The following is a 23,426-nucleotide window of genomic DNA, read 5'->3' as shown; positions in this document are numbered from 1 at the left end:
GAAGTCTGACGAAGTTTCCTTCTGGAAACATCGCCCCCTTTTGTCAACCGGTATTTCATTCCCGACCATCTTCTTGCCGTCACAAAAACCCGCGTGTATAGTTTCCGAACTTACTCTTGTTTCGTATCGGAAATTAAAGGGGTTCACATGGACGCGTCCACTATCCTCGCCGATCTCGGCATTGCCCAAGCCGCGCAAGCCGGCGATATCGCCGTTCATTCGCCGATCACCGGCGAGCTCATCGGCCGTGTGGCCAGCCAGACGGCGGTCGAGGTCGACGCGGCGCTCGCCCGGGCCAAAGACGCGTTTGCCGTGTGGCGTAACGTGCCGGCGCCGCGCCGCGGCGAGCTGGTGCGGCTGCTCGGCAATCGGCTGCGCGAACAGAAGCAGGCGCTCGGCAGCCTCGTCTCGCTGGAGACGGGCAAGATCCTGCAGGAAGGCATGGGCGAAGTGCAGGAAATGATCGACATCTGCGATTTCGCGGTCGGTCTGTCGCGTCAGCTGTACGGTTTGACGATCGCGTCCGAGCGCCCGGGTCATCGGATGGCGGAGTCGTGGCATCCGCTCGGCACCTGCGTCGTGATCTCGGCGTTCAATTTCCCGGTGGCGGTCTGGTCATGGAATGCGGCGCTCGCGCTGGTGTGTGGCAACGCGGTGATCTGGAAGCCGTCGGAAAAGACACCGCTCTCGGCGCTGGCCGTGAACAGGATTCTCGAAGACGCGCTGAAGGAATTCGGCGACGCGCCAGCCGGCCTGGCCGCGTTGATCAACGGCGGGCGCGACGTGGGCGAAAAGCTCGTGGCCGATCCGCGCGCGTCGATCGTCAGCGCGACGGGCAGCACGGAAATGGGTCGCAAGGTTGGCGTCGAAGTGGCGAAGCGCTTCGGCCGCTCGCTGCTCGAACTCGGTGGCAACAACGCCGGCATCGTCACGCAGACGGCCGACCATGAACTCGCGATGCGCGGCATCCTGTTCTCGGCGGTCGGTACGGCCGGTCAGCGCTGCACGTCGCTGCGGCGTCTGTTCGTGCACGACAGCGTGTACGAGAAGACGGTCGAGCGTCTGAAGCAGCTGTATAGCCGCGTGCCGATCGGCAATCCGCTCGACAAGGGCACGCTGATGGGGCCGCTGATCGACCGTCAATCGTTCGACCGCATGCAGGAAGCGCTGCAGCAGGCGAAGGCCGAGGGCGGCAACGTGTTCGGCGGCGAGCGAGTCGAAGTGAAGGGTTATGAGGGCGGCTACTACGTGCGTCCGGCCATCGTCGAGATGCCGTCGCAAACGCCGGTCGTGCTGAAGGAAACGTTCGCGCCAATTCTGTACGTGCTGCGCTATGCCGATTTCGCCGATGCGGTCGAGGCGAACAACGCAGCGCATCACGGCTTGTCGTCGTGCGTGTTCACGAGCGACCTGCGCGAAGCGGAACGCTTCCTGTCCGCGTCGGGCAGCGACTGCGGCATCGCGAACGTCAACATCGGACCGAGCGGCGCGGAGATCGGCGGTGCGTTTGGCGGCGAAAAGGAAACGGGCGGCGGGCGCGAGTCGGGTTCGGATGCATGGAAGGCGTATATGCGTCGCGCGACCAATACCGTGAACTACTCGTCGGCGTTGCCGCTTGCGCAGGGTATCGACTTCAATCTCGACTGAGCGCGCAAGTGTGACGTCGTAAACGTTGGCGGCGCATCGCGTTGATGCCGGTGCGCCGCCGTCGGCGTCCGGCGCGCCACAGCCGCGCGTTCCAGATAGCAATCCGTTTGCGCCGCCCGGCGTTCTGGAGCGGCCACGTTACTCGTGGAGTAAGACGTGAGTTCGAAAGTCGTGATCGTCGGCGGTGGGGTGATCGGCAGTTCGATTGCGTATTTCTTGCGGCTGTCCGATCCGACAGTCGGCGTCACGGTAATCGAGCGCGATCCGACCTATGCGCGTTCGTCGTCGGCCTTGTCGGCGGCGTCGATCCGGCAGCAGTTTTCTACGCCGCTTTCCATTCAGATGTCGCTGTTCGGCATCGAGTTTCTTCGCTCGATTGGCGAGCGGCTCGAAGTCGACGGTACCCGGCCCTCGATCGATCTGCACGAAGGCGGCTACCTGTTTCTCGCGACACCTGCCGGTGAAGCGACGCTGCGCGAGAATCACGCGCTGCAAAAAAGCCTCGGCGCAGATATCAGCCTGCTCGACACGCATGGCTTGCAAACGCGCTTCCCTTGGCTCAATACCGACGACCTCGTTGCCGGCGCTTATGGCGAAAGCGGCGAGGGCTGGTTCGACGGCTACGGTTTAGTACAGGCGCTGCGCAAGAAAGCGCAGGCGCTCGGCGCGCGCTATGTCGCGGCAGACGTCACCGCGCTGCATCGCGAGGGCAATCGCGTCACGCAGGTACAAACCGCGGACGGTGAGACCTATGCTTGCGACGTCGTCGTCAACGCGGCCGGCGCATGGTCGCGCAAGGTCGCACAGATGGTCGGCATCGATCTGCCCGTCTATGCGCGGCGGCGCAGTATCTTCAACGTCACGTCGCCGGCAAAGCTTGAACGCTGTCCGCTGCTGATCGATCCGAGCGGCGTGTACTTCCGGCCTGAAGGCAATTCGTATATCTGCGGCACGTCGCCGTCGGCCGATAACGATCCCGACGATCTACCGCTCGATGAAGTCGATCACGTGCTATTCGACGACGTGATCTGGCCGACGCTCGCCAATCGCGTGCCGCAATTCGAGGCGCTGCGCGTGCAGAACTGCTGGTCCGGCTATTACGAATACAACGTGCTCGATCAGAACGCGATCATTGGCCATCACCCGGATATCGATAACTGCATTTTCGCGAACGGCTTCAGCGGCCACGGTTTGCAGCAAGGGCCGGCAACCGGACGCGGCATCAGCGAATTGATTCTGCATGGCCGCTATGCGACGCTCGATCTCAGTTCACTAAGCTTTACGCGCGTGCTCGAAAACCGGCCGATCATCGAAAAGAACGTGGTGTAGCGCCTTATATGGCTCGATGCGTGGTCGCCAAGCAGACCGTCGATCTATGCAGCGCGCCCTGGACCCAGGCGATTGCCGCCGAGTACCTCGCGAGCGGCGGGTTGGAGCGGCATCTGCCCCGCATTGTCGATGCGTATTCCGTCAAATGCCGCGCGCTATGTAATGCGCTCGACACGCATCTCGCGCGGCACATCGCATTTCATCGTCCGGCCGGCGGCATGTTCGTGTGGGCGCGTCTGAACGCGGCACGCGATGCGTCCGACTATCTGCGCGTGTGCATCGAACAGAACGTGATGTTCGTGCCGGGTTTCGCGTTTTACAAGGACGCGGCCGATAGAGCTGCGCTGCGCCTGTCGTTTGCCGCGCCGGGTGTGGAGGAGATTGAAACCGGCGTGCACCGAATGAACCGCGCGCTCGAGCAGTACTGCGACGAGCAATAAAATCCTGATTGCATCAACACAATCAGTGGAATGCGGCAGATTACCCGGCGAGCATCTAATGTGCAGCCGGGTTTGTTTATCCAAATGCCAACAATTGTGGCGATTTAACAGAATTCACCGCATTCCTTATTAATCGCGAATCGCGTTGAGTTCGAATACGCAATCGTTTTCGTCCGCGCGTGCCTTCTATGAGAGCGACCGTGGCAAGCCGCAGATGAGGCCGCCCGGGATTGCCACGTCGAACGGCGCATACGCGCGAGTGGACCCTCAAATGATTGCCCCCAATGAAATCGTTATTGCACGCCTTAATTTCAAGATTATGCAATTCGAATAAATTCGGGCGTTGCCAAATCTTGTAATGGAAGTTGTCGATTTATATGCAGAAATACCATTTATAAAGATAAGAAACCGTGTAATTATCGTGCTTGCCGGCCGGCTTCCGTTTTGCGTGATTCCCGGAATGTCTGAAAGACAGGTTTTACACGGGTTCGCGCCACACGAGTCGGCTTTCGCACGGGAGAGCATCGTCGCCCGTCGCGTTCGCCCATGCATGCCGCATATGAGTGCCGCACGAGAATGCGTGAGTAGGCCACAAAAACGTTAAATGAGGAAAAGGGGGCAACGCAATGAATTCACTCGACGAGAAGCGGCCGCTGCTGATCTACGACGGCACGCTCGGCGACCTCTACGGCATCTTTTTCAGAAACCTTGTGCTGCAAATCGTGACGCTCGGTATTTACCGCTTCTGGGCGACCACGAACAACCGCCGATATGTCTGGTCGCGCATGCGGTTTCAGGACGAGCGCTTCGAGTACACGGGCACCGGGGGCGAGCTATTCAAGGGCTTTCTGTTCGCGACCGTGGTCGTGTTCAGCGCGGTGGTCGCGGCTGGCGCGCTAAGCGTGGTCTTGCGCATGCTGACGAAAAGCGCGGCACTCGGTTGGCTGCCTGTCATCGCGTTGTATCTGCTGATCGTCGTGCTCGCGGCGGGTGCCTTTTTCGGCGCGCAGCGCTATCGGCTGAGCCGGACGCAGTGGTGCGGTATTCGCGGCGGCATGACCGGCTCGGCGCTCGGCTTCGGCGTGCGCGCGTTGCTGTACGCGCTGTTGTGCGTTGTCACGCTTGGCCAGATGACGCCGTGGACATCAATGCGTCTAATGGAGTGCCGCATCAACGCGAGCAGCTTCGGTAGCCTGGCGTTTCGCTTCAAGGGGCGCGCGTGGGTCGTCTACGGTCTGTTCCTCGTTACGTTCGTCGGCGTGGTCGTGTTGTTCGCGGTGCTGTTCATGGTGTTTCTGAAGGGCGCTCTCGCATCGATGCATGTCGGCCAGGTGCCGGGGGCGAGTACGGCGCCGTCGCGGGCCGCGCTCGGATCGCTGTTTTTGTTTTATGCGCTGTTCTCCATCGGCACGATGCTGATCCGCGGCTTCTATGTCGCCGCGCTGACGCGCCACGTGATGGGCAATACGTCGCTCGGCTCGCAATTGCATTTCGGCAGTAACGTCAGCGTGGCGCGTCTGCTCAGTTTGCAGTGCGGCAACCTTGCGATCATCGTGTTTACGCTCGGCCTTGGGGCGCCAATCGTGCTGCATCGGCTGATGCGGTTTGCCGTCGACACGCTGCAGGTTTCCGGCTACCTCGATCCGCATATGCTGGGGCAAAGCACCGTGGCGGCGCCGCTGACTGGCGAGGGCATGCTGAATCTGCTCGATCATGGTGGCGCCTTCTGAGATTGGACTCGCGTTGAGAGCGCGGCAATGGGCGGGGGGCGCACGATGTGCGGCAAGTAATGGGACACGCGACTCATCTCAGGCGCGAGCGCGAAACGCAGTACGCTCAATGAGTTAGCGCAGTCATGCGCAGGTTGTCCACAAGCTTGTTCCCAAAATCTGTGGACAACAGGGGGGAAGCGAAGCGGAGAATTCGCGCCTGAAAAATTGTGGAAAGGTACGGCACAAAAGCAAACAGCGGGACTCACCGTCGACCGGTTCATCCCGCTGCTTGTGTATGACGATGTGGGCGGCTTGCCGTGCAGCGCGCACGGCAAGCGTGGCAAACGCTTATCGGTCGAGGAACGACTTCAGACGGTCCGCGCGGCTCGGATGCATGAGCTTGCGCATCGCCTTGCTCTCGATCTGGCGGATCCGCTCGCGGGTCACGTCGAACTGCTTGCCCACTTCTTCAAGCGTGTGATCCGACTTCGTGTTGATGCCGTAGCGCATGCGCAGCACCTTCGCTTCGCGCGGGGACAGCGAGTCGAGCGCGTCGTCGATCGCGGCACGCAGGTCGGCCTGCATCGCGGCATCCGCCGGCGACGATACGCCAGCGTCTTCGATCATGTCGCCCAGCGTCGCATCGCCGTCGTCGCCGACCGGCGTTTCGAGCGATACGGGTTGCTTCGCGATCTTCAGAATGCCGCGCACCTTCTCTTCCGACAGTTCCATGCGTTCCGCGAGCACCGCAGGATGCGCTTCCTGGCCGGTCTGCTGCAGGATCTCGCGCGAAATGCGGTTCAGCTTGTTGATCGTTTCGATCATGTGCACCGGCACGCGGATCGTGCGCGCCTGATCGGCGAGCGAACGAGTGACGGCCTGACGGACCCACCACGTCGCGTACGTCGAAAACTTCCAGCCACGACGGTATTCGAACTTGTCCACGGCCTTCATCAGACCGATGTTGCCTTCCTGGATCAGGTCGAGGAACAGCATGCCGCGGTTCACGTACTTCTTCGCGATCGAGATCACGAGACGCAGGTTCGCCTCGATCATCTCGCTCTTGGCCTTGCGCATCTTCGATTCGGCCGCGACCATCTGGCGGTTGATTTCTTTCAGATGCTTGAGCGGCAGCGATACCGTCGCTTCGATGTCGATCAGCTTCTGCTGTTCGGACTGGATGGCCGGCAGGTGACGCTCGAGCGCCGCACCATAGGTCGACGCGCCGGTGCGCGCGGCACGCTCGGTCCAGCCGAGGTCGGCCTCGCTACCCGCGAACGTTTCGATGAACTTCTCGCGCGGCATGCCGGCCTTCGAGACGACGATCTGCAAAATGTTGCGCTCGATCGCGCGCACTTGCGCGACCTGGCGCTGCACGTCGCCGCACAGACGGTCGATCGTGCGTGCGGTGAAGCGGATCTTCGCGAGGTGCTGCTGAATGTCTTCGCGTGCGCGCAGATAGGCCTTCGACGTGACGTCGCCGCGCGCGTGCGACGCGTTCATCTGGTCGTACAGAATGCCGACCTGGGCGAAGATTTCGAGGCAGTCGCTCGTGAGCTGCTTCAGGCGAGCTTCGTCCGCCGCCGACGAATCTTCCGGACCGACGTCGTCGTCTTCTTCGTCTTCGCTGTCTCCGTCGGCGTCGCTGTCTTCATCGGCATCCGTGTCGGCGCTCGCGACTTCTTCCGCGGCGGCCGTCTCTTCATTCAGGCCGTCGACGAGTTCGTCGATGCGCAGCTCGCCGTCGACAACCTGCTGCGCGCTCGCGAGGATCGCGGAGATCGCGAGCGGGCACGCGGCGATCGCCTGCACCATTTCGTGCAGGCCGTCTTCGATGCGCTTCGCAATCGCGATTTCGCCTGCGCGGGTGAGCAGCTCGGTCGCGCCCATTTCGCGCATGTACATACGCACGGGGTCGGTGGTGCGGCCGAACTCGGAGTCGACGGTCGACAGCGCGACTTCGGTTTCCTCGTCCGCCTGGTCGTCCGACACCACGGCGGGGGAATTCGAGTTGAGCAGCAGCGTTTCCGCGTCCGGGGCCTGCTCGTAGACCTGCACGCCCATGTCGCTGAACGCGCTGACGATGCTGTCGATCGCGGCGGTTGCGGTGAAGTTGTCGGGCAGGTGGTCGTTGATCTGCGCGTGGGTCAGGTAGCCTTGCTCTTTACCCAGCTGGATCAGTGCGCGCATCAGGCGCTGGCGTTCTTCGGCTTGTTGCGGCAGCAGCTCGGCTGCCACGGGAATCGCTTTGCCGGCGCCCTTGCCTTTGGCCGAACGGCCGGACGGAACTTTGGCAGTGAAGGCGGTGTCGTGTTGCGAATCTTCGCGATCGAAAGGGTTCACGTAATTTCCTCTAGAGGCTTCGCTATGAGACGCAAGACGCTACCGTCAGGCGTTTCGAGCAGGGCTCAGCATCACCTGATGTGACTCAACGCGGTTGTTGGGCTGTGCTCTGGGGAGCAAAAAAGATGAGCCCGCTCGAAGCGGGCCGATGGACATGCGAAATTTTGCGCGGCTCGCATTATATACGAGCTTGGGGGTTCGCGCTCATGGGTGCACATCAAATCATCGTCGCTGTTGTCGCAGGCATTGCGTGAGGCTACGCAGGTGCATAGTCCGTGGCCATGCGCGCGGCCTAACCTAGATAGGGGCGAGTTGCTCCTTGCGCAAGGGGGCTCGATGTCGTTTTCCTGTATATGGAGTCGTATCCTCGCATGCTGTCCCCAAAAGAAATTCGCAGAAGGGTATTGACGTGTTGTCGACCACTCTCCATAATCCCGCTTCTCTGCTGCAGACGCAGCGACGCAAACGAAGCGGTGCCGGGTAGTGGTGGTTCAGGCGCGGCGGGTTTGGCGGACCGATCTTTAAAAACTAACAGTCGATAAGTGTGGGCGCTTGATGCGGAATGCGGCGGCGGATTCTCCGGAGTCTGCTGTCAGGCAGAAGTATCAGAAGCCTCACACAGTATTGGAGGAAGGTTTGTCTGTCGAAAGACGGATCAATCATCGTCAGTACGTTGAGTGAGCGACCGGGTTCGAGAGAGCCCGAACACAGTAACAGGTTTGAACTGAAGAGTTTGATCCTGGCTCAGATTGAACGCTGGCGGCATGCCTTACACATGCAAGTCGAACGGCAGCACGGACTCCGGTCTGGTGGCGAGTGGCGAACGGGTGAGTAATACATCGGAACGTGTCCTGGAGTGGGGGATAGCCCGGCGAAAGCCGGATTAATACCGCATACGCTCGGGAGAGGAAAGCGGGGGATCTTTCGGGACCTCGCGCTCAAGGGGCGGCCGATGGCAGATTAGGTAGTTGGTGGGGTAAAGGCCTACCAAGCCGACGATCTGTAGCTGGTCTGAGAGGACGACCAGCCACACTGGGACTGAGACACGGCCCAGACTCCTACGGGAGGCAGCAGTGGGGAATTTTGGACAATGGGCGCAAGCCTGATCCAGCAATGCCGCGTGTGTGAAGAAGGCCTTCGGGTTGTAAAGCACTTTTGTCCGGAAAGAAAACCTCGTGGCTAATATCCGTGAGGGATGACGGTACCGGAAGAATAAGCACCGGCTAACTACGTGCCAGCAGCCGCGGTAATACGTAGGGTGCGAGCGTTAATCGGAATTACTGGGCGTAAAGCGTGCGCAGGCGGTGCTGTAAGACCGATGTGAAATCCCCGGGCTTAACCTGGGAACTGCATTGGTGACTGCAGCGCTGGAGTATGGCAGAGGGGGGTGGAATTCCACGTGTAGCAGTGAAATGCGTAGAGATGTGGAGGAACACCGATGGCGAAGGCAGCCCCCTGGGCCAATACTGACGCTCATGCACGAAAGCGTGGGGAGCAAACAGGATTAGATACCCTGGTAGTCCACGCCCTAAACGATGTCAACTGGTTGTCGGGCCTTCATTGGCTTGGTAACGTAGCTAACGCGTGAAGTTGACCGCCTGGGGAGTACGGTCGCAAGATTAAAACTCAAAGGAATTGACGGGGACCCGCACAAGCGGTGGATGATGTGGATTAATTCGATGCAACGCGAAAAACCTTACCTACCCTTGACATGTATGGAATCCTGCCGAGAGGCGGGAGTGCCCGAAAGGGAGCCATAACACAGGTGCTGCATGGCTGTCGTCAGCTCGTGTCGTGAGATGTTGGGTTAAGTCCCGCAACGAGCGCAACCCTTGTCCCTAGTTGCTACGCAAGAGCACTCCAGGGAGACTGCCGGTGACAAACCGGAGGAAGGTGGGGATGACGTCAAGTCCTCATGGCCCTTATGGGTAGGGCTTCACACGTCATACAATGGTCGGAACAGAGGGTTGCCAAGCCGCGAGGTGGAGCCAATCCCAGAAAACCGATCGTAGTCCGGATCGCACTCTGCAACTCGGGTGCGTGAAGCTGGAATCGCTAGTAATCGCGGATCAGCATGCCGCGGTGAATACGTTCCCGGGTCTTGTACACACCGCCCGTCACACCATGGGAGTGGGTTTTACCAGAAGTGGCTAGTCTAACCGCAAGGAGGACGGTCACCACGGTAGGATTCATGACTGGGGTGAAGTCGTAACAAGGTAGCCGTATCGGAAGGTGCGGCTGGATCACCTCCTTTCCAGAGCTGTGCATTCCCTGCACTCAAGTGCTCACGCTTATCGGCTGTGGTTAGAAGCAACGCAGACAGGCTCAGGGTCTGTAGCTCAGCCGGTTAGAGCACCGTCTTGATAAGGCGGGGGTCGATGGTTCGAATCCATCCAGACCCACCACGGTCTTGTCTGGTGAGCTGAAGGGCTGGGGCCGCTGGACTATCTGTGGGACTGGGGGATTAGCTCAGCTGGGAGAGCACCTGCTTTGCAAGCAGGGGGTCGTCGGTTCGATCCCGTCATCCTCCACCAATCCTCAATGCGCAGGGTTCTGCATGAAGGCAGAGCGTTGCGCATTGGCGATTGAGCCAGTCAGAGCGGTATGAGGCACAGGCTTCATACCGGCTGCCGTTCTTTAACAATCAGGAAGAAGTAGTAAAGAGATTCACGAAAGCATACCTGGAGATGGGTGTGTGAGTAGGTGAATCAGGGTTGTGATTGTATCGATGTATTTTAAAGGTGATCGAAAGATTGCTTTGGAATACGGCGCAACACGAATACTCAACCTGTAGCGAGTGCGTCTATCCCCTCCGGGGATGGGACCCACGTAAGCGCTAAAGCGCTAACGTGGGTCGACACAGAGACACACCCGTTATAGGGTCAAGCGAACAAGTGCATGTGGTGGATGCCTTGGCGATCACAGGCGATGAAGGACGCGGTAGCCTGCGAAAAGCTCCGGGGAGCTGGCAAACGAGCATTGATCCGGAGATGTCCGAATGGGGAAACCCACTCCTAATGGAGTATCCGTAGCTGAATCCATAGGCTGCGTGAGGCGAACGCGGTGAACTGAAACATCTAAGTAACCGCAGGAAAAGAAATCAACCGAGATTCCCAGAGTAGTGGCGAGCGAAATGGGATCAGCCGGTACACGTTATCTGTATTGTTAGTCGAACGCTCTGGAAAGTGCGGCCATAGCAGGTGATAGCCCTGTAGACGAAAACAGCATGGAAGAACTGGGTGTACGAGAAGTAGGGCGGGACACGTGAAATCCTGTCTGAAGATGGGGGGACCATCCTCCAAGGCTAAATACTCGTGATCGACCGATAGTGAACCAGTACCGTGAGGGAAAGGCGAAAAGAACCCCGGGAGGGGAGTGAAACAGATCCTGAAACCGCATGCATACAAACAGTCGGAGCCTCTGCGAAGGGGTGACGGCGTACCTTTTGTATAATGGGTCAGCGACTTACATTCAGTGGCGAGCTTAACCGATTAGGGCAGGCGTAGCGAAAGCGAGTCCGAACAGGGCGTCCAGTCGCTGGGTGTAGACCCGAAACCAGGTGATCTATCCATGGCCAGGTTGAAGGCACGGTAACACGTGCTGGAGGACCGAACCCACTAACGTTGAAAAGTTAGGGGATGAGCTGTGGATAGGGGTGAAAGGCTAAACAAACCTGGAAATAGCTGGTTCTCTCCGAAAACTATTTAGGTAGTGCCTCGTGTCTCACCTTCGGGGGTAGAGCACTGTCATGGTTGTGGGGTCCATTGCGGATTACTACGCCATAGCAAACTCCGAATACCGAAGAGTGCAATCACGGGAGACAGACATCGGGTGCTAACGTCCGGTGTCAAGAGGGAAACAACCCAGACCGCCAGCTAAGGTCCCCAAATATGGCTAAGTGGGAAACGAAGTGGGAAGGCTAAAACAGTCAGGAGGTTGGCTTAGAAGCAGCCACCCTTTAAAGAAAGCGTAATAGCTCACTGATCGAGTCGTCCTGCGCGGAAGATGTAACGGGGCTAAGCCATATACCGAAGCTGCGGATGCACAGTAATGTGCATGGTAGGAGAGCGTTCCGTAAGCCTGCGAAGGTGCACTGGAAAGTGTGCTGGAGGTATCGGAAGTGCGAATGCTGACATGAGTAGCGATAAAGGGGGTGAAAGGCCCCCTCGCCGTAAGCCCAAGGTTTCCTACGCAACGTTCATCGGCGTAGGGTGAGTCGGCCCCTAAGGCGAGGCAGAAATGCGTAGCTGATGGGAAGCAGATTAATATTTCTGCACCATTGTGAAATGCGATGGGGGGACGGATCGCGGAAGGTTGTCCGGGTGTTGGAAGTCCCGGTCCTTGCATTGGAGAAGGCGCTTTGGCAAATCCGGGCGCAGAATTCAAGGGTGCGAGGCGAGCCACTTCGGTGGCGAAGCAACTGGAAGGGGTTCCAGGAAAAGCCTCTAAGCTTCAGTTTCACAGTGACCGTACCGCAAACCGACACAGGTGGGCGAGATGAGTATTCTAAGGCGCTTGAGAGAACTCGGGAGAAGGAACTCGGCAAATTGGTACCGTAACTTCGGGATAAGGTACGCCCTCATAGCCTGACTGGCCTGCGCCAGAAGGGTGAAAGGGTTGCAATAAACTGGTGGCTGCGACTGTTTAATAAAAACACAGCACTCTGCAAACACGAAAGTGGACGTATAGGGTGTGACGCCTGCCCGGTGCCGGAAGATTAAATGATGGGGTGCAAGCTCCTGATTGAAGTCCCGGTAAACGGCGGCCGTAACTATAACGGTCCTAAGGTAGCGAAATTCCTTGTCGGGTAAGTTCCGACCTGCACGAATGGCGTAACGATGGCCACACTGTCTCCTCCCGAGACTCAGCGAAGTTGAAGTGTTTGTGATGATGCAATCTCCCCGCGGCTAGACGGAAAGACCCCATGAACCTTTACTGCAGCTTTGCATTGGACTTTGAACCGGTCTGTGTAGGATAGGTGGGAGGCTATGAAGTTGGGACGCCAGTCTCAATGGAGCCGTCCTTGAAATACCACCCTGATCTGTTTGAGGTTCTAACCTTGGCCCGTGATCCGGGTCGGGGACAGTGCATGGTAGGCAGTTTGACTGGGGCGGTCTCCTCCCAAAGTGTAACGGAGGAGTACGAAGGTACGCTAGGTACGGTCGGAAATCGTGCTGATAGTGCAATGGCATAAGCGTGCTTGACTGTGAGACTGACAAGTCGAACAGGTGCGAAAGCAGGTCATAGTGATCCGGTGGTTCTGTATGGAAGGGCCATCGCTCAACGGATAAAAGGTACTCTGGGGATAACAGGCTGATACCGCCCAAGAGTTCATATCGACGGCGGTGTTTGGCACCTCGATGTCGGCTCATCTCATCCTGGGGCTGTAGCCGGTCCCAAGGGTATGGCTGTTCGCCATTTAAAGAGGTACGTGAGCTGGGTTTAAAACGTCGTGAGACAGTTTGGTCCCTATCTGCCGTGGGCGCTGGATATTTGAAGGGGGCTGCTCCTAGTACGAGAGGACCGGAGTGGACGAACCTCTGGTGTACCGGTTGTCACGCCAGTGGCATCGCCGGGTAGCTATGTTCGGAAGAGATAACCGCTGAAAGCATCTAAGCGGGAAACTCGCCTTAAGATGAGATATCCCCGGGGCTTCGAGCCCCTTGAAGGGTCGTTCAAGACCAGGACGTTGATAGGTCAGGTGTGCACGTACAGTAATGTACTGAGCTAACTGATACTAATTGCCCGTAAGGCTTGATCCTATAACAGGTGTGTCTCGACCCGCGGTAGTGCTTCAGCACTTACGCGGGTCCGATCCCCGAAGGGGATTGGTGTGAACTCCCGCGGGAGCTCACAGAAACGCACGGTTGGGATTCAGTGTTGTGCCAGAAACAACACAACCCCCACACACCCGAATCCTTTACGCTTCTTCCCGATTGGCTGTGGCGCAACCGGTTGACTCCAACCCTGCGACGCAGCAACCCGTCATGCCTGATGACCATAGCGAGTCGGCCCCACCCCTTCCCATCCCGAACAGGACCGTGAAACGACTCCACGCCGATGATAGTGCGGATTGCCCGTGTGAAAGTAGGTAATCGTCAGGCTCCCCCCCAGTCAGAAACCCCACCCGCCGCGGTGGGGTTTTTGCGTTTACGCGGCCGACTTTGCGCGCTGTATCCGTCAGCGCAAGGTTACGCGTTCTGACATCCCGCGAGCCGTCGCACTGCCGCAGCGGATCTCGCTCACCTCGTCCTGATCTCTCGCAGCGTTGTTGGTCTCGTACTAAATTCCAACTTCTGACGGGTTATGCTGACGGATACTGCGCGCTTCACTACTTTCCGATCCGCAACGCATCCGCGTAACCCGGCGACTTCCGACGCGGTCGTCCAAAATCCGTGTCCTTCTGGCTCAGCCGGTCAGCACCTCCTCCAAACACGCTAAGCCCGCTTACGCGCCGGCGCTCGATCGGATCCCCCTGCGATAAAGCGGTCGAGTCTTTCGCTGGCCTCCGTAATCGCCCAAAGCGGAGCGCGATGCAGCTGCCGATCGTAGCTCGTTGCGATGGATGCAAAGAGCGCGAATCCCGCTTCGTCAAGTTTCCATTCGTTGCGTTCCCGACCTGCGTCGAACATCATCGCCGAGGCGCGGTCCGCGGCGTGGAGCTCTTCGTGGCTCATCGAGCCAAAGCCGGCATCAGCGAGGTAGCTGGTCAACAGCATGATCTGCGTGACCGTCTGCGCATCGCTCTTCGTACCGAGGCCGCGGCGCAGTGCGTCGAGCGACAGATGAACTCGCAACGCGAGATCGTCGGCGATCTGGCGCGCGATGGGCAACAGCATGGCTTTGGCATGCCGCGCGCGGGCGGCGCCAGTGTTGCGGAAAGGAATTGGTTGTGCCATGGAAATCCGAGGGGTTTGCTTGAGCACATGCAATAACGGCGCGCTTCGCAAAAGGTTGAGCCTTCATTGCGTTTTAGCCGCTTCCTTCGACGAAAACGTTTGCTGGCGGCCACTTGCGCGCAGATTGCCGGCACGTCGCGGCGTCCGTCGCCGAGCGAATTGGCACCTACATCGCCCGCGATGCGCCGTTCACTCCCCACGAATCCAGCGGCCTATGCTTGCCCACGGAAAGGCGTCGCGCCGCATTGCCACCTCGCGCGCGTCCGGCCATCTACCTCGGCGAAACCCCTCTATCATGACGATTGGAACAACCTCGGCCAGCAAGCCGGAACGGAGCAAGTCCCGCCGGCAAGCGCCATCCAGCTGTCTTCGACCCGAGATGCATCGATGCAGACTCATTCATCCAACGTTGTCTCGACGCCCGCCGATTTGCGGATCGACGGCGCGCGGCTGTGGGACTGTCTCATGCAGCTCGCGCGGATCGGCGCGACCGACAAACGCGGTGTCTGCCGTCCAGCACTGACCGAACTCGACCGTGAGGCACGTGATCAGTTCATCGCGTGGACGAAGGAGATCGGCCGCACGGTGTCGGTCGACGCGATCGGCAATATTTTCGCGCGGAAGACGGGGCTGTGTGACGATCTGCCGCCCATAATGACGGGCAGCCATCTCGACACGCAGCCGACCGGCGGCAAATTCGACGGCAATTATGGTGTGCTGGCAGGGCTGGAGGTGCTGCGCCCGCTGGCCGAGGCCAACGTGCAGACCATCGCGCCGCTCGAGGTTGCCATGTGGACCAACGAGGAGGGCTCGCGATTCTTGCCGGTGATGATGGGCTCCGGCGTGTTCGCCGGCGCATTCACGCTCGAGCACGCGCTAGCGCAACGCGATCGCGACGGCGTAGCGGTGCGCCACGCGCTAGCGGCGATCGGCTATGCTGGCGAGCATCGCAAGTCGCACGCTGTCGGCGCATATTTCGAGGTGCATATCGAACAGCGGTCCGTGCTCGAAGCGCACGACAAGGTCATCGGCGTCGTGCAGGGCGCGCTCGGGCAGCGCTGGTACGACCTGACCGTGCACCGTATGGAAGCGCACGCGGGGCCGATGGCGCTGCGCGGCGACGCGCTGCTCGTCGCCGCGGATCCGATCCATGCGGTGAACCGTATCGCACTCGATCACGCGCCGCATGGCCGTAGCACGGTCGGCTGGCTCGAAGTGCATTCAAACTCGCGCAACGTCATTGCGGGCCGCGTGAAATTCAGCGTCGACCTGCGTGCAGCCGATGACGCATCGCTCACTGCGATGGACCTCGCATGGCGTGCAGCGTGCGCGCAGGCGGGCAGCAATGGGGGCAACGCCGCCATCAACGCCGCCGCCACCCGCGCGAGCAGCAGCTTGGACGCCCCCATCACTATCGACATCGAGCAGGTCGTCTACTTCCCGCCGCAGCGATTCGCCGCGCAATGGATCGCCGAGGTCAGGCAGAGCGCGGAGCGGCTCGGTGTGTCGTCGATGGACGTGATCAGCGGCGCGGGCCACGACGCCGCCTATCTCGCGCGCGGCGCACCCAGCGCGATGATCTTCGTTCCCTGCAAGGACGGCATTAGCCACAACGAAATCGAGGACGCGCGCGCCGATCATCTGGAAGCCGGCTGCAATATGCTGCTGCAGGTGATGCCGAGCGCGGCGTCGAGAACCGGGAGCATGCGCGCATGAAGGTCCTGATCGCACGAATGAACCACGAGACCAACACGTTCTCGCCAGTAGAGACCCCGCTGGTCGCATTCGGCCGCAACGGTCCGAGCTACGGCCGCGCCGCGTTCGACGAAAACAAGGGCATGCAAACCGCGATGGCCGGGTTCATCGACGCCGCCGAGCGCGTGCATGCCGAAATCGTGACGCCGATCTCCGCCATGGCGAATCCGAGCGGGCCGGTCGACGCCGCCGCCTACGATACGATCTGCGACGCGATCGTGGCAGCCGCGACGGGCTGCGACGCGGTGATGCTCGATCTGCACGGCGCGATGGTCGCCGAGAACTCGACCGACGGTGAAGGCGATCTGCTCGGGCGCGTGCGTGCGTCGCTGCCGCACGCGCCGATCGCGGTCGCGCTCGATCTGCATGGCAACGTCACGCAAAAAATGATCGACAACGCCGACGTCATCGTCAGCTTCAAGACCTATCCGCACGTCGACATGTACGAGACTGGCGCACATGCAGCGCGCTTGCTGTTCGACATGATCGAGGGCCACGCGAAACCGGTGATCGCGTGGCGTCAGCCGCCGCTGCTCACGCACACGCTGCGCAGCGCGAGCGTTGACGGCGCGATGAAACGCGCGCTCGATGCCGCGCGCGCCGCCGAGGCCGACGGCATGCTCGCGGTGTCGGTGCTGGCCGGCTTCTCGCTCGCCGATATCGAAGCGCCATGCATTAGCGTCGTCGTCGTGGGCAATGGCGAGCGCGCGGATGCGGAGGCGGTCGCCGAGCGCATCGCGCGGCAGATCTGGGACGAGCGCGACGATTTCGTCTATCGCAGCGCGCCGCTTGCCGAATCGGTCGCGCGGGCGGCGTCGCTGGCACGCGCCGCCGATAAACCGGTGCTAATGCTCGATCACGGCGACAACTGCATGTCGGGCGGCACGTGCGACACGATGGATTTGCTCGAGGAAGCGTTGAGGCAGGGCCTCGAAGGCATCGTCAGCGGGCCGTTGTGCGATCCGCAGGCGGTCGCGGCCCTGGCGGCCTCGGGTGTCGGTAGCACGGTCACGCTCGCGATCGGCAACAAGCTCACAAACGATGCATTGCCCTCGCGTTCGCCGCTTGCCCTGACCGGCGTCGTGCGCGCGCTGACCGACGGCGAATACTTGATCAGCGGCCCGACCTACACCGGCCAGCGCGCGTACATGGGGCGCGCGGCAGTGCTCGACACCGGCACGGTGAAACTCGTCGTGACCGAACGAACGCATGAGCCGTGGGATCTCGGCGTGTTCGAGAGCGTCGGCATCGATCCGCGCCGCGCGCGTTTTCTGCTGCTCAAATCACGCATGTATTGCCGGCCGGTTTTCGTGCCGATCGCGGAGGCACTCGTCGAATGCGATAGCCGCGGCGTCACGAGTTCGGACTATGGTCTGTTCAGCTTCGAGCACGTGAAGCGGCCGGTTTATCCATTGGACCCTCACACCGAATGGACCGCGACGAACTGATCAACATGCATGCGTTTCGATAAGTCGCGGCAAGGGCTTGTGCAGTCCGCATTGAGTCTCTATAATTCGCGCCTCTAAAGGCTCGTAGCTCAGTTGGTTAGAGCACCACCTTGACATGGTGGGGGTCGTTGGTTCGAATCCAATCGAGCCTACCAACGCATCTGTGACGTAGACGAAAGCGGTTCCGCTTTCGTCTACGGTCCTGTCAAATCGATCCAGTCGTTTCCTCAGTTTCGCCGTTCGGCATCACGTCCCCTTCGTTGTTGTTGTCCGCTCGTGGCCCGAAGCTCGTGCACGTTCACGCGCGCGCTCTCGCCGTTGCGTCGTCGTTCGACAATGCGCGGTACAGTTAGACCTTCCGCTTTCGCCGCCGACCCGACTGCCGTTCCCATTGCATCTTCGATCATGCGATGCCGGCAGCATCCAACGGAGCTGACGCAATGAAGAAGCTCATCAACGATGTGTCCACCGTGGTCCCCGAGATGCTCGACGGGCTCATCGCGCTCAATCCCCAACTCTCGCTGTTGCAAGGCGGCACGATCGTCTTGCGCGCCGATGCCCAGGCCATGGCCGCGCGCGGCGAGGTCGCGCTGATCTCGGGCGGCGGCTCGGGCCACGAGCCCGCGCACGGCGGCTATGTGGGCCACGGCATGCTGAGCGCGGCGGTGGCCGGCGAGGTCTTCACCTCGCCCTCCACCGACGCCGTGCTCGACGCGATACGCGCGGTGGCCGGCCCCGCTGGCGCGTTGCTGATCGTCAAGAACTACACGGGCGACCGCTTCAACTTCGGCCTCGCGGCCGAAATCGCGCGCGCCGAGGGCATCCTCGTTGAGATGATGATCGTCGCCGACGACGTCGCGCTGAGCGCGAGCGGCGATCATGCGGGCCGTCGCGGACTCGCGGGCACAGTGTTGGTTCACAAGATCGCGGGCGCGGCGGCCGCGCGCGGTTTGCCGTTGGCCGAGGTCGCGCGGCTCGCTCGGGAAGCGGCCGCGTCGCTCGGCACGATGGGCGTCGCGCTGACGCCGTGCACGGTGCCGGCTGCGGGCAAGCCGGGCTTCGCGCTGGGCGATGGCGAAATCGAATGGGGCCTCGGCATTCATGGCGAACCCGGCGTGGCGCGCGGCGCGCTGGAGCCGGCCGACGCGATCGTCGGCAAGCTGCTTGCAAAGATCGTCGACGATCTCGCGTTGCAGGCGGGCGAGCGCGTCGCGCTGCTCGTCAACAATCTGGGTGGCACGCCGCCGAGCGAACTCAACGTGGTGGCTGGTGCCGCGCTGCGCGAGCTTGCCGGGCGCGGCATCGAAGTCGCGCGCGCGTGGGCCGGCACGTTCCTGAGCGCGCTCGAAATGGCCGGCGTCTCGCTGACGCTGCTGCGTATCGATGACGAACGGCTGAGCCTGCTCGACGCCGCCTCACAGACGAGCGCATGGCCTGCGCTGAGCGGCCGCGTCGCGCAGGTCGCGGTGCGTGCGGCGCCACCCGCGCCGCAAAGCGCGAGCGGCGCGACGCTCGCGCGTGACGCGACGCTGCGGCGCGCGCTCGAAGCGGTCTGCGAGTGCCTGCTGGCAGCCGAGCCGACATTGACCGAAATGGACCAGCGCGTCGGCGACGGCGACCTCGGCATCAGCCTCGCGCGCGGCGCACGCGCGGTGCAGCTCGAGCTCGATTCCTACGCGTGCGCAACCACCCCGGGCGCGGTATTGCGCGGCATGTCGGCGACGCTGCGGCGCGTGGTGGGCGGCACGTCGGGTCCGCTGTACGCGGTGATGCTGCTGCGTGCGGCGGCCGCGCTCGAACAGTCGGGCGGGACCACCGCACGGCAATGGGCGACGGCGTTCAACGCCGGTGTCGATGGGTTGATGGAACTGGGGGGCGCGCGGCCGGGCGATCGGACGATGGTCGATGCGCTGAGGCCCGCTGCCGACGCGCTGCACGACGCACTCGCTCAGGGAGCGTCGACGGATGCCGCATTGCAGGCCACCGTCGCTGCGGCATGCGACGGCACGTCTCGTACCGCATCGATGCATCCGCGGCGCGGGCGTTCGAGCTATGTCGGCGAGCGCGCGCTCGGTCATATGGACCCGGGCGCGCATGCGGTCGCGTTGTGGCTCACGGCGATTCGCGACGCGCTTCCCGGTTAGGCGCAGGCGCACGCGAACGATACGGCGAACGCAAGGGACGAGCGCACTTTCGCAGCAGGGAAAAACTATGCCGCCGTCACGGCCGCAGCAGATCGAATCCCGCGAACGCCACGACGCCGCTCAGTGCGATCAGCGCCACCGAGTGCTGTCCAAGGTACAGCAGCCCGGCAGCGGACCAACACGTGACAGCGAATGCGGCAATACGTTTCATGCTTCCTTCTTCTACGACTCGAACTCAAAAACCGACTCAGAAGCCCAGCGTAACGGCCAGCAGTCCACTGACGACACCGCCCACCACCACTGCACAGGTCACCACCGTCAGCACGCGCCGCGGAAACGACCGCGCGAGCATTGCGAGCGACGGCACGCTGACGAGCGGCAGCGTCATCAGCAGCGCGCCGGCGGGGCCGGCGGCCATGCCGAACGACAGCATCGCCTGAATGATCGGCACTTCACCCGCGGTCGGAATCACGAACAGCGTGCCGGCGATCGACAGCGCGATGATCCACAGCAGGCTGTTGTCGACGTCCGGGCCGATGTGCGGAAACAGCCATGCGCGCGCCGCGCCGAGAATCAGCACGAGCGCGATGTATTCCGGCACGAGCCGCAGCGTCATGCGCCCCAGAATCGTGATCCAGCGCGAGAACGCGGTGCCTGGATCGTCGGCGCTGACCAGTTGCGCGACGGCCTCTCGCGACGCTTGCGCTTCCTGCGGCGTGACCATGCGGTTCACGACGTAGCCAAGGCCGAGCACCATCACGATGCCGAGCGCGAGGCGCAGGCCCATCCACTGCCAGCCGAGCACGAAGCCCATGAAGATCAGCGTAGCGGGATTCAGCGCGGTATTACCGAGCCAAAAAGCAATCGCCGCGCCCGGCGCCGCTTCACGCGCGCGCAGGCCCGCGACGACCGGCGCCGCGCAGCAGGTGCACATCATGCCCGGCAACGACATCAGGCCGCCTTTGACGACGCTGTTGAAGTCGGCACGGCCGAGCGTGCGCGCGACCCATTGCGGTGGAATCAGCGCCTGTACCGCGGAGCCGAGCAGCAGGCCGAGCACCATCGCCTGCCAGATTGCCTTGCCGTAAGCGAGCGCGAAGTCGATCGCGGCCTGCCATGAGGCCGCCGGCGCGCTCGCGGACGTGCCCATCAGGATCGACTTGCCGATCGAATGCTGGCTCGCGGCGACGAACGCGCGGTTGTAGTACGGAGACCACTTCACATAGAAGAGGCCGACGACGGCGATCAGCAGGAACACGATCCAGCCAAGCGTGACGCGGGGTTGCCGAAGGGTTGATTGCATGATGGTTGTTGAATGTCGTTGTGGATCAACCGACGACTAGCGTGCGGGTATCGAGCTGCGCGAGCAGCATTTTCGCCTGCTCGACGATGTCGGCGTCGTTCGGGCGGAAATCGAGTTGCAGCGCGCCCGGCAACTGCTCGAAATGCTGGCCGCTGCTGCGCGCGTATGCGGGATCGTAGTGCCGTTCGATCAGTTCGCGCGCGAGCTCGGCGCGCCGGTTCTCGTCGACGAGCCGCAGCCAGCCCGTGACCCGCTCGCGGCTGTGCAGACCGATCAACCGTTCCAGCTGTCCCTTGAAGTAATCGGGATGCTCGAACAGATGCGCGTAATCCTGCAACAGAAACGCCGCGCGGTCCTCGCTGCTCGAGCGCACCTCGACGCACGCGCCGCGATGAAACGTTTCGAGCAGCGCAAGCGGCAGCGTGACGGAGCCGATGCGCCGGCTTTCCGCCTCGACGAACACCGGCCGATTCACGTCGAAGTCGCGCAGCGCGGTGACGAGCAGCGTGTCGAAACGCTTTTGCGACGGCTGCGCCACGCCCGTATACGCGCCGAGCAGCGAGCCGCGATGCGCGGCGAGCGCCTCGAGGTCGAGCGTCTGCGCGCCGGCCTCATGCAGCGCCGACAGCAGCCGCGTCTTGCCGCTGCCGGTCGGGCCGACGAGCGCGATATAGCTGAAACGGCGCGGCAGGGTTTCGAGCCTCTCCAGCGTGGCGCGCCGGTAGCTCTTGTAGCCGCCGTCGAGTTGCCGCGCCGACCAGCCGATCATGTTGAACAGCGTCGTGACCGAGCCCGAACGCTTGCCGCCGCGCCAGCAGTAGATCAGCGGGCGCCAGTTGCGCGGCCGGTCGGCGAACGTGGTTTCCAGATGATGCGCGATGTTGCGCGCGACCAACGCCGCGCCGAGCCGCGTGCCCTCGAACGGCGACACCTGCGTGTAGGTCGTGCCGACCAGCACGCGTTCCTCGTTGCTCAGCACTGGCGCGTTGGTCGCGCCCGGAATATGGTCTTCCTCGAACTCGAGCGGAGTGCGAACGTCGACGATTTCATCGAAATCGCCGGCTTTGTCGAGGCTGACTAGAAGACTTTTCAAGGGAGTAGGGATAAAACGGACCGCGGGAAGACCGAAATTATCGCATGGGCGGCTCGTTCGGGCCGGTTATATGCGTCCTTCCCGGGGTTCTCCAGTGACGTCCTTCGGCCGCCTACCTCAGATGACTTCGACCCGCGCTTGCCCGCTCACCAGCTCGCCGATCACCCGTGCGTCGGCAAAGCCATCGGCGCGGAACAGCGCGAGCACTTCGTCTACCGCTTCGGGCGAGCACGACACCAGCAGCCCGCCCGACGTCTGCGGATCGGTCAACAACGCGCGGCCGGCGGACGGCAAGGTGGCGGGCAGCACCACGTCGTGGCCGTAGGCATCCCAGTTGCGGCCCGATGCGCCGGTGAAAATGCCTGCTTGCGCGAGGCTCGCGACGTTCGGCAGCCACGGCAGGTCCGCGTAGCGCACGCGCGCGGTCAGCTTCGAGCCGCGTGCGAGTTCCAGCGTGTGGCCGAGCAGGCCGAAGCCGGTGATGTCGGTCAGCGCATGCACGCCGTCGAGCCGCGCCAGCTCGGCGCCCGGCCGGTTCAGCTTGGTGGTCGCGCCGATCATTGCCGCGTAGCCGGCCTCGTCGAGCCGGTCTTTCTTCAGTGCCGCGGACAGAATCCCGACGCCGAGCGGCTTGCCGAGGATCAGCACGTCGCCGGCCTGGCCGCCCGCGTTGCGTTTGACGCGCTTCGGATCGACGATGCCCAGCGCGACGAGGCCGTAAATCGGCTCGACGGAATCGATCGAATGGCCGCCCGCGAGCGGGATGCCTGCTTCCGCGCAGACCGATTCGCCGCCTTTCAGCACGGCCGCGATCACGTCGTGCGGCAGCACGTTGATCGGCATGCCGACGATCGCGAGTGCCATGATCGGCTTGCCGCCCATCGCGTAGACGTCGGAGATCGCGTTGGTCGCGGCGATGCGGCCGAAGTCGAATGGATCGTCGACGATCGGCATGAAGAAATCGGTGGTCGCGACGATCGCCTGGTCTTCGTTGAGCTTGTAGACGGCGGCGTCGTCGGCGGTGTCGTTGCCGACCAGCAGGTCGGGGAAGAATGGCAGCGGCGCGCTGCGCTTGAGCAGATCGGCGAGCAGGCCGGGCGCGATCTTGCAGCCGCAGCCGCCGCCGTGCGACAGGCTCGTCAGGCGGGGCGACTGGCTTGCTTGGACTTGGGTCATGGGGGCGAGAGTTGGGGTTCGTCGAATGACCGCATTATGAGGGTTGTTTTCACACTGTGCAGCGTCGGCACGGGCGCAAACCGGCTCTATGCCGAACCCGTTTCGAACCCCGTTTTGCCGAGCAAGCGGCACGTACG

Annotated in this window: 12 protein-coding genes, 3 tRNA genes, 3 rRNA genes and 1 pseudogene; 13 read left to right on the top strand and 6 right to left on the bottom strand. The window is 61.9% G+C overall.

What is annotated here, in order from left to right:
- The first annotated feature begins 147 nt into the window (after positions 1–147).
- The 4 genes and pseudogenes from amaB to OKW37_RS35975 all read left to right on the top strand — a co-directional run bounded on the left by amaB (position 148) and on the right by OKW37_RS35975 (position 5,146).
- On the top strand, positions 148–1,647 hold the full coding sequence (amaB, locus tag OKW37_RS35990; protein ID WP_429352601.1) for an L-piperidine-6-carboxylate dehydrogenase: 1,500 nt from the start codon (positions 148–150) through the stop codon (positions 1,645–1,647).
- Positions 1,648–1,803: 156 nt separating this feature from the next.
- Positions 1,804–2,976, top strand: coding sequence for an NAD(P)/FAD-dependent oxidoreductase (locus tag OKW37_RS35985; protein WP_184068948.1), 1,173 nt, complete (start codon positions 1,804–1,806; stop codon positions 2,974–2,976).
- Positions 2,976–3,416, top strand: a pseudogene (locus OKW37_RS35980) (aminotransferase class I/II-fold pyridoxal phosphate-dependent enzyme); the annotation flags it as partial. The gene OKW37_RS35985 and the pseudogene OKW37_RS35980, both read left to right, overlap by 1 nt.
- A 626-nt stretch (positions 3,417–4,042) precedes the next feature.
- Positions 4,043–5,146 carry a YjgN family protein gene (locus OKW37_RS35975; protein ID WP_429403779.1) on the top strand — a complete coding sequence of 368 codons (1,104 nt, stop codon included), beginning with the start codon at positions 4,043–4,045 and terminating at the stop codon, positions 5,144–5,146.
- 330 nt (positions 5,147–5,476) lie between these two features.
- On the opposite strand, the gene rpoD is transcribed toward OKW37_RS35975, so the two are convergent.
- A complete protein-coding gene (rpoD, locus tag OKW37_RS35970; RefSeq protein WP_184068954.1) occupies positions 5,477–7,471 on the bottom strand; it encodes an RNA polymerase sigma factor RpoD in 1,995 nt (664 codons plus the stop codon).
- 721 nt (positions 7,472–8,192) lie between these two features.
- On the opposite strand from rpoD, the gene OKW37_RS35965 reads away from it, so the two are divergent.
- From OKW37_RS35965 to rrf, 5 genes are all read left to right on the top strand, one after another.
- A 16S ribosomal RNA gene (locus OKW37_RS35965) occupies positions 8,193–9,725 on the top strand.
- Positions 9,726–9,799: 74 nt separating this feature from the next.
- A tRNA-Ile gene (locus OKW37_RS35960) sits at positions 9,800–9,876 on the top strand.
- Between the two features lie 53 nt (positions 9,877–9,929).
- A tRNA-Ala gene (locus tag OKW37_RS35955) sits at positions 9,930–10,005 on the top strand.
- 346 nt (positions 10,006–10,351) lie between these two features.
- A 23S ribosomal RNA gene (locus OKW37_RS35950) occupies positions 10,352–13,233 on the top strand.
- A 228-nt stretch (positions 13,234–13,461) separates the two neighbouring features.
- A 5S ribosomal RNA gene (gene rrf, locus OKW37_RS35945) occupies positions 13,462–13,575 on the top strand.
- The 16S, 23S and 5S rRNA genes sit together here with 2 tRNA genes alongside, the layout of an rRNA operon.
- A gap of 333 nt (positions 13,576–13,908) precedes the next feature.
- Here rrf and OKW37_RS35940 read toward each other — a convergent pair.
- Complete coding sequence (locus tag OKW37_RS35940) at positions 13,909–14,370, bottom strand: hypothetical protein (protein ID WP_184062015.1); 462 nt, start codon at positions 14,368–14,370, stop codon at positions 13,909–13,911.
- 387 nt (positions 14,371–14,757) lie between these two features.
- Between OKW37_RS35940 and OKW37_RS35935 the strand changes: the two genes are divergently transcribed.
- From OKW37_RS35935 to dhaK, 4 genes are all read left to right on the top strand, one after another.
- A complete protein-coding gene (locus OKW37_RS35935; protein ID WP_429403778.1) occupies positions 14,758–16,086 on the top strand; it encodes a Zn-dependent hydrolase in 1,329 nt (442 codons plus the stop codon).
- Positions 16,083–17,573, top strand: a complete 1,491-nt coding sequence (locus tag OKW37_RS35930) for a M81 family metallopeptidase (RefSeq protein WP_429403777.1) — start codon at positions 16,083–16,085, stop codon at positions 17,571–17,573. Before OKW37_RS35935 ends, OKW37_RS35930 begins: the two co-directional genes overlap by 4 nt.
- Positions 17,574–17,651: 78 nt before the next feature.
- Positions 17,652–17,728 (top strand) — tRNA-Val (locus OKW37_RS35925).
- A 285-nt stretch (positions 17,729–18,013) separates the two neighbouring features.
- Positions 18,014–19,717: a dihydroxyacetone kinase subunit DhaK gene (dhaK, locus tag OKW37_RS35920; RefSeq protein WP_429403776.1), complete on the top strand. Its 1,704-nt coding sequence runs from the start codon at positions 18,014–18,016 to the stop codon at positions 19,715–19,717.
- Between the two features lie 76 nt (positions 19,718–19,793).
- Here the strand turns inward: dhaK and OKW37_RS35915 are convergent, their stop codons facing one another.
- The 4 genes from OKW37_RS35915 to selD form a co-directional block, all read right to left on the bottom strand.
- A complete protein-coding gene (locus OKW37_RS35915; RefSeq protein ID WP_143037237.1) occupies positions 19,794–19,928 on the bottom strand; it encodes a hypothetical protein in 135 nt (44 codons plus the stop codon).
- Positions 19,929–19,964: 36 nt separating this feature from the next.
- Positions 19,965–21,020, bottom strand: coding sequence for a permease (locus OKW37_RS35910; RefSeq protein WP_429403775.1), 1,056 nt, complete (start codon positions 21,018–21,020; stop codon positions 19,965–19,967).
- Between the two features lie 25 nt (positions 21,021–21,045).
- Positions 21,046–22,113: a tRNA 2-selenouridine(34) synthase MnmH gene (gene mnmH / locus OKW37_RS35905; protein ID WP_429403774.1), complete on the bottom strand. Its 1,068-nt coding sequence runs from the start codon at positions 22,111–22,113 to the stop codon at positions 21,046–21,048.
- 117 nt (positions 22,114–22,230) lie between these two features.
- The gene (gene selD / locus OKW37_RS35900) at positions 22,231–23,289 is read right to left on the bottom strand and encodes a selenide, water dikinase SelD (RefSeq protein ID WP_090808542.1); all 1,059 of its coding nucleotides are present in this window, start codon (positions 23,287–23,289) and stop codon (positions 22,231–22,233) included.
- Between the last annotated feature and the right edge of the window lie 137 nt (positions 23,290–23,426).

The organism is Paraburkholderia sp. MM5482-R2, assembly GCF_050436125.1.
In the GTDB taxonomy this organism is placed as follows: domain Bacteria; phylum Pseudomonadota; class Gammaproteobacteria; order Burkholderiales; family Burkholderiaceae; genus Paraburkholderia; species Paraburkholderia tuberum.
Note: the sequence above shows the minus strand (reverse complement) of the source record. Positions and strands in the feature narration are given on the sequence as shown.

Excerpts from the sequence above, each read along its gene's own strand:
- amaB (WP_429352601.1), top strand. The coding sequence starts at position 148 with ATGGACGCGTCCACTATCCTCGCCGATCTCGGCATTGCCCAAGCCGCG.
- OKW37_RS35975 (WP_429403779.1), top strand. The coding sequence starts at position 4,043 with ATGAATTCACTCGACGAGAAGCGGCCGCTGCTGATCTACGACGGCACG.
- OKW37_RS35940 (WP_184062015.1), bottom strand. The coding sequence starts at position 14,370 with ATGGCACAACCAATTCCTTTCCGCAACACTGGCGCCGCCCGCGCGCGG.
- OKW37_RS35935 (WP_429403778.1), top strand. The coding sequence starts at position 14,758 with ATGCAGACTCATTCATCCAACGTTGTCTCGACGCCCGCCGATTTGCGG.
- OKW37_RS35930 (WP_429403777.1), top strand. The coding sequence starts at position 16,083 with ATGAAGGTCCTGATCGCACGAATGAACCACGAGACCAACACGTTCTCG.
- dhaK (WP_429403776.1), top strand. The coding sequence starts at position 18,014 with ATGAAGAAGCTCATCAACGATGTGTCCACCGTGGTCCCCGAGATGCTC.
- OKW37_RS35915 (WP_143037237.1), bottom strand. The coding sequence starts at position 19,928 with ATGAAACGTATTGCCGCATTCGCTGTCACGTGTTGGTCCGCTGCCGGG.
- OKW37_RS35910 (WP_429403775.1), bottom strand. The coding sequence starts at position 21,020 with ATGCAATCAACCCTTCGGCAACCCCGCGTCACGCTTGGCTGGATCGTG.
- selD (WP_090808542.1), bottom strand. The coding sequence starts at position 23,289 with ATGACCCAAGTCCAAGCAAGCCAGTCGCCCCGCCTGACGAGCCTGTCG.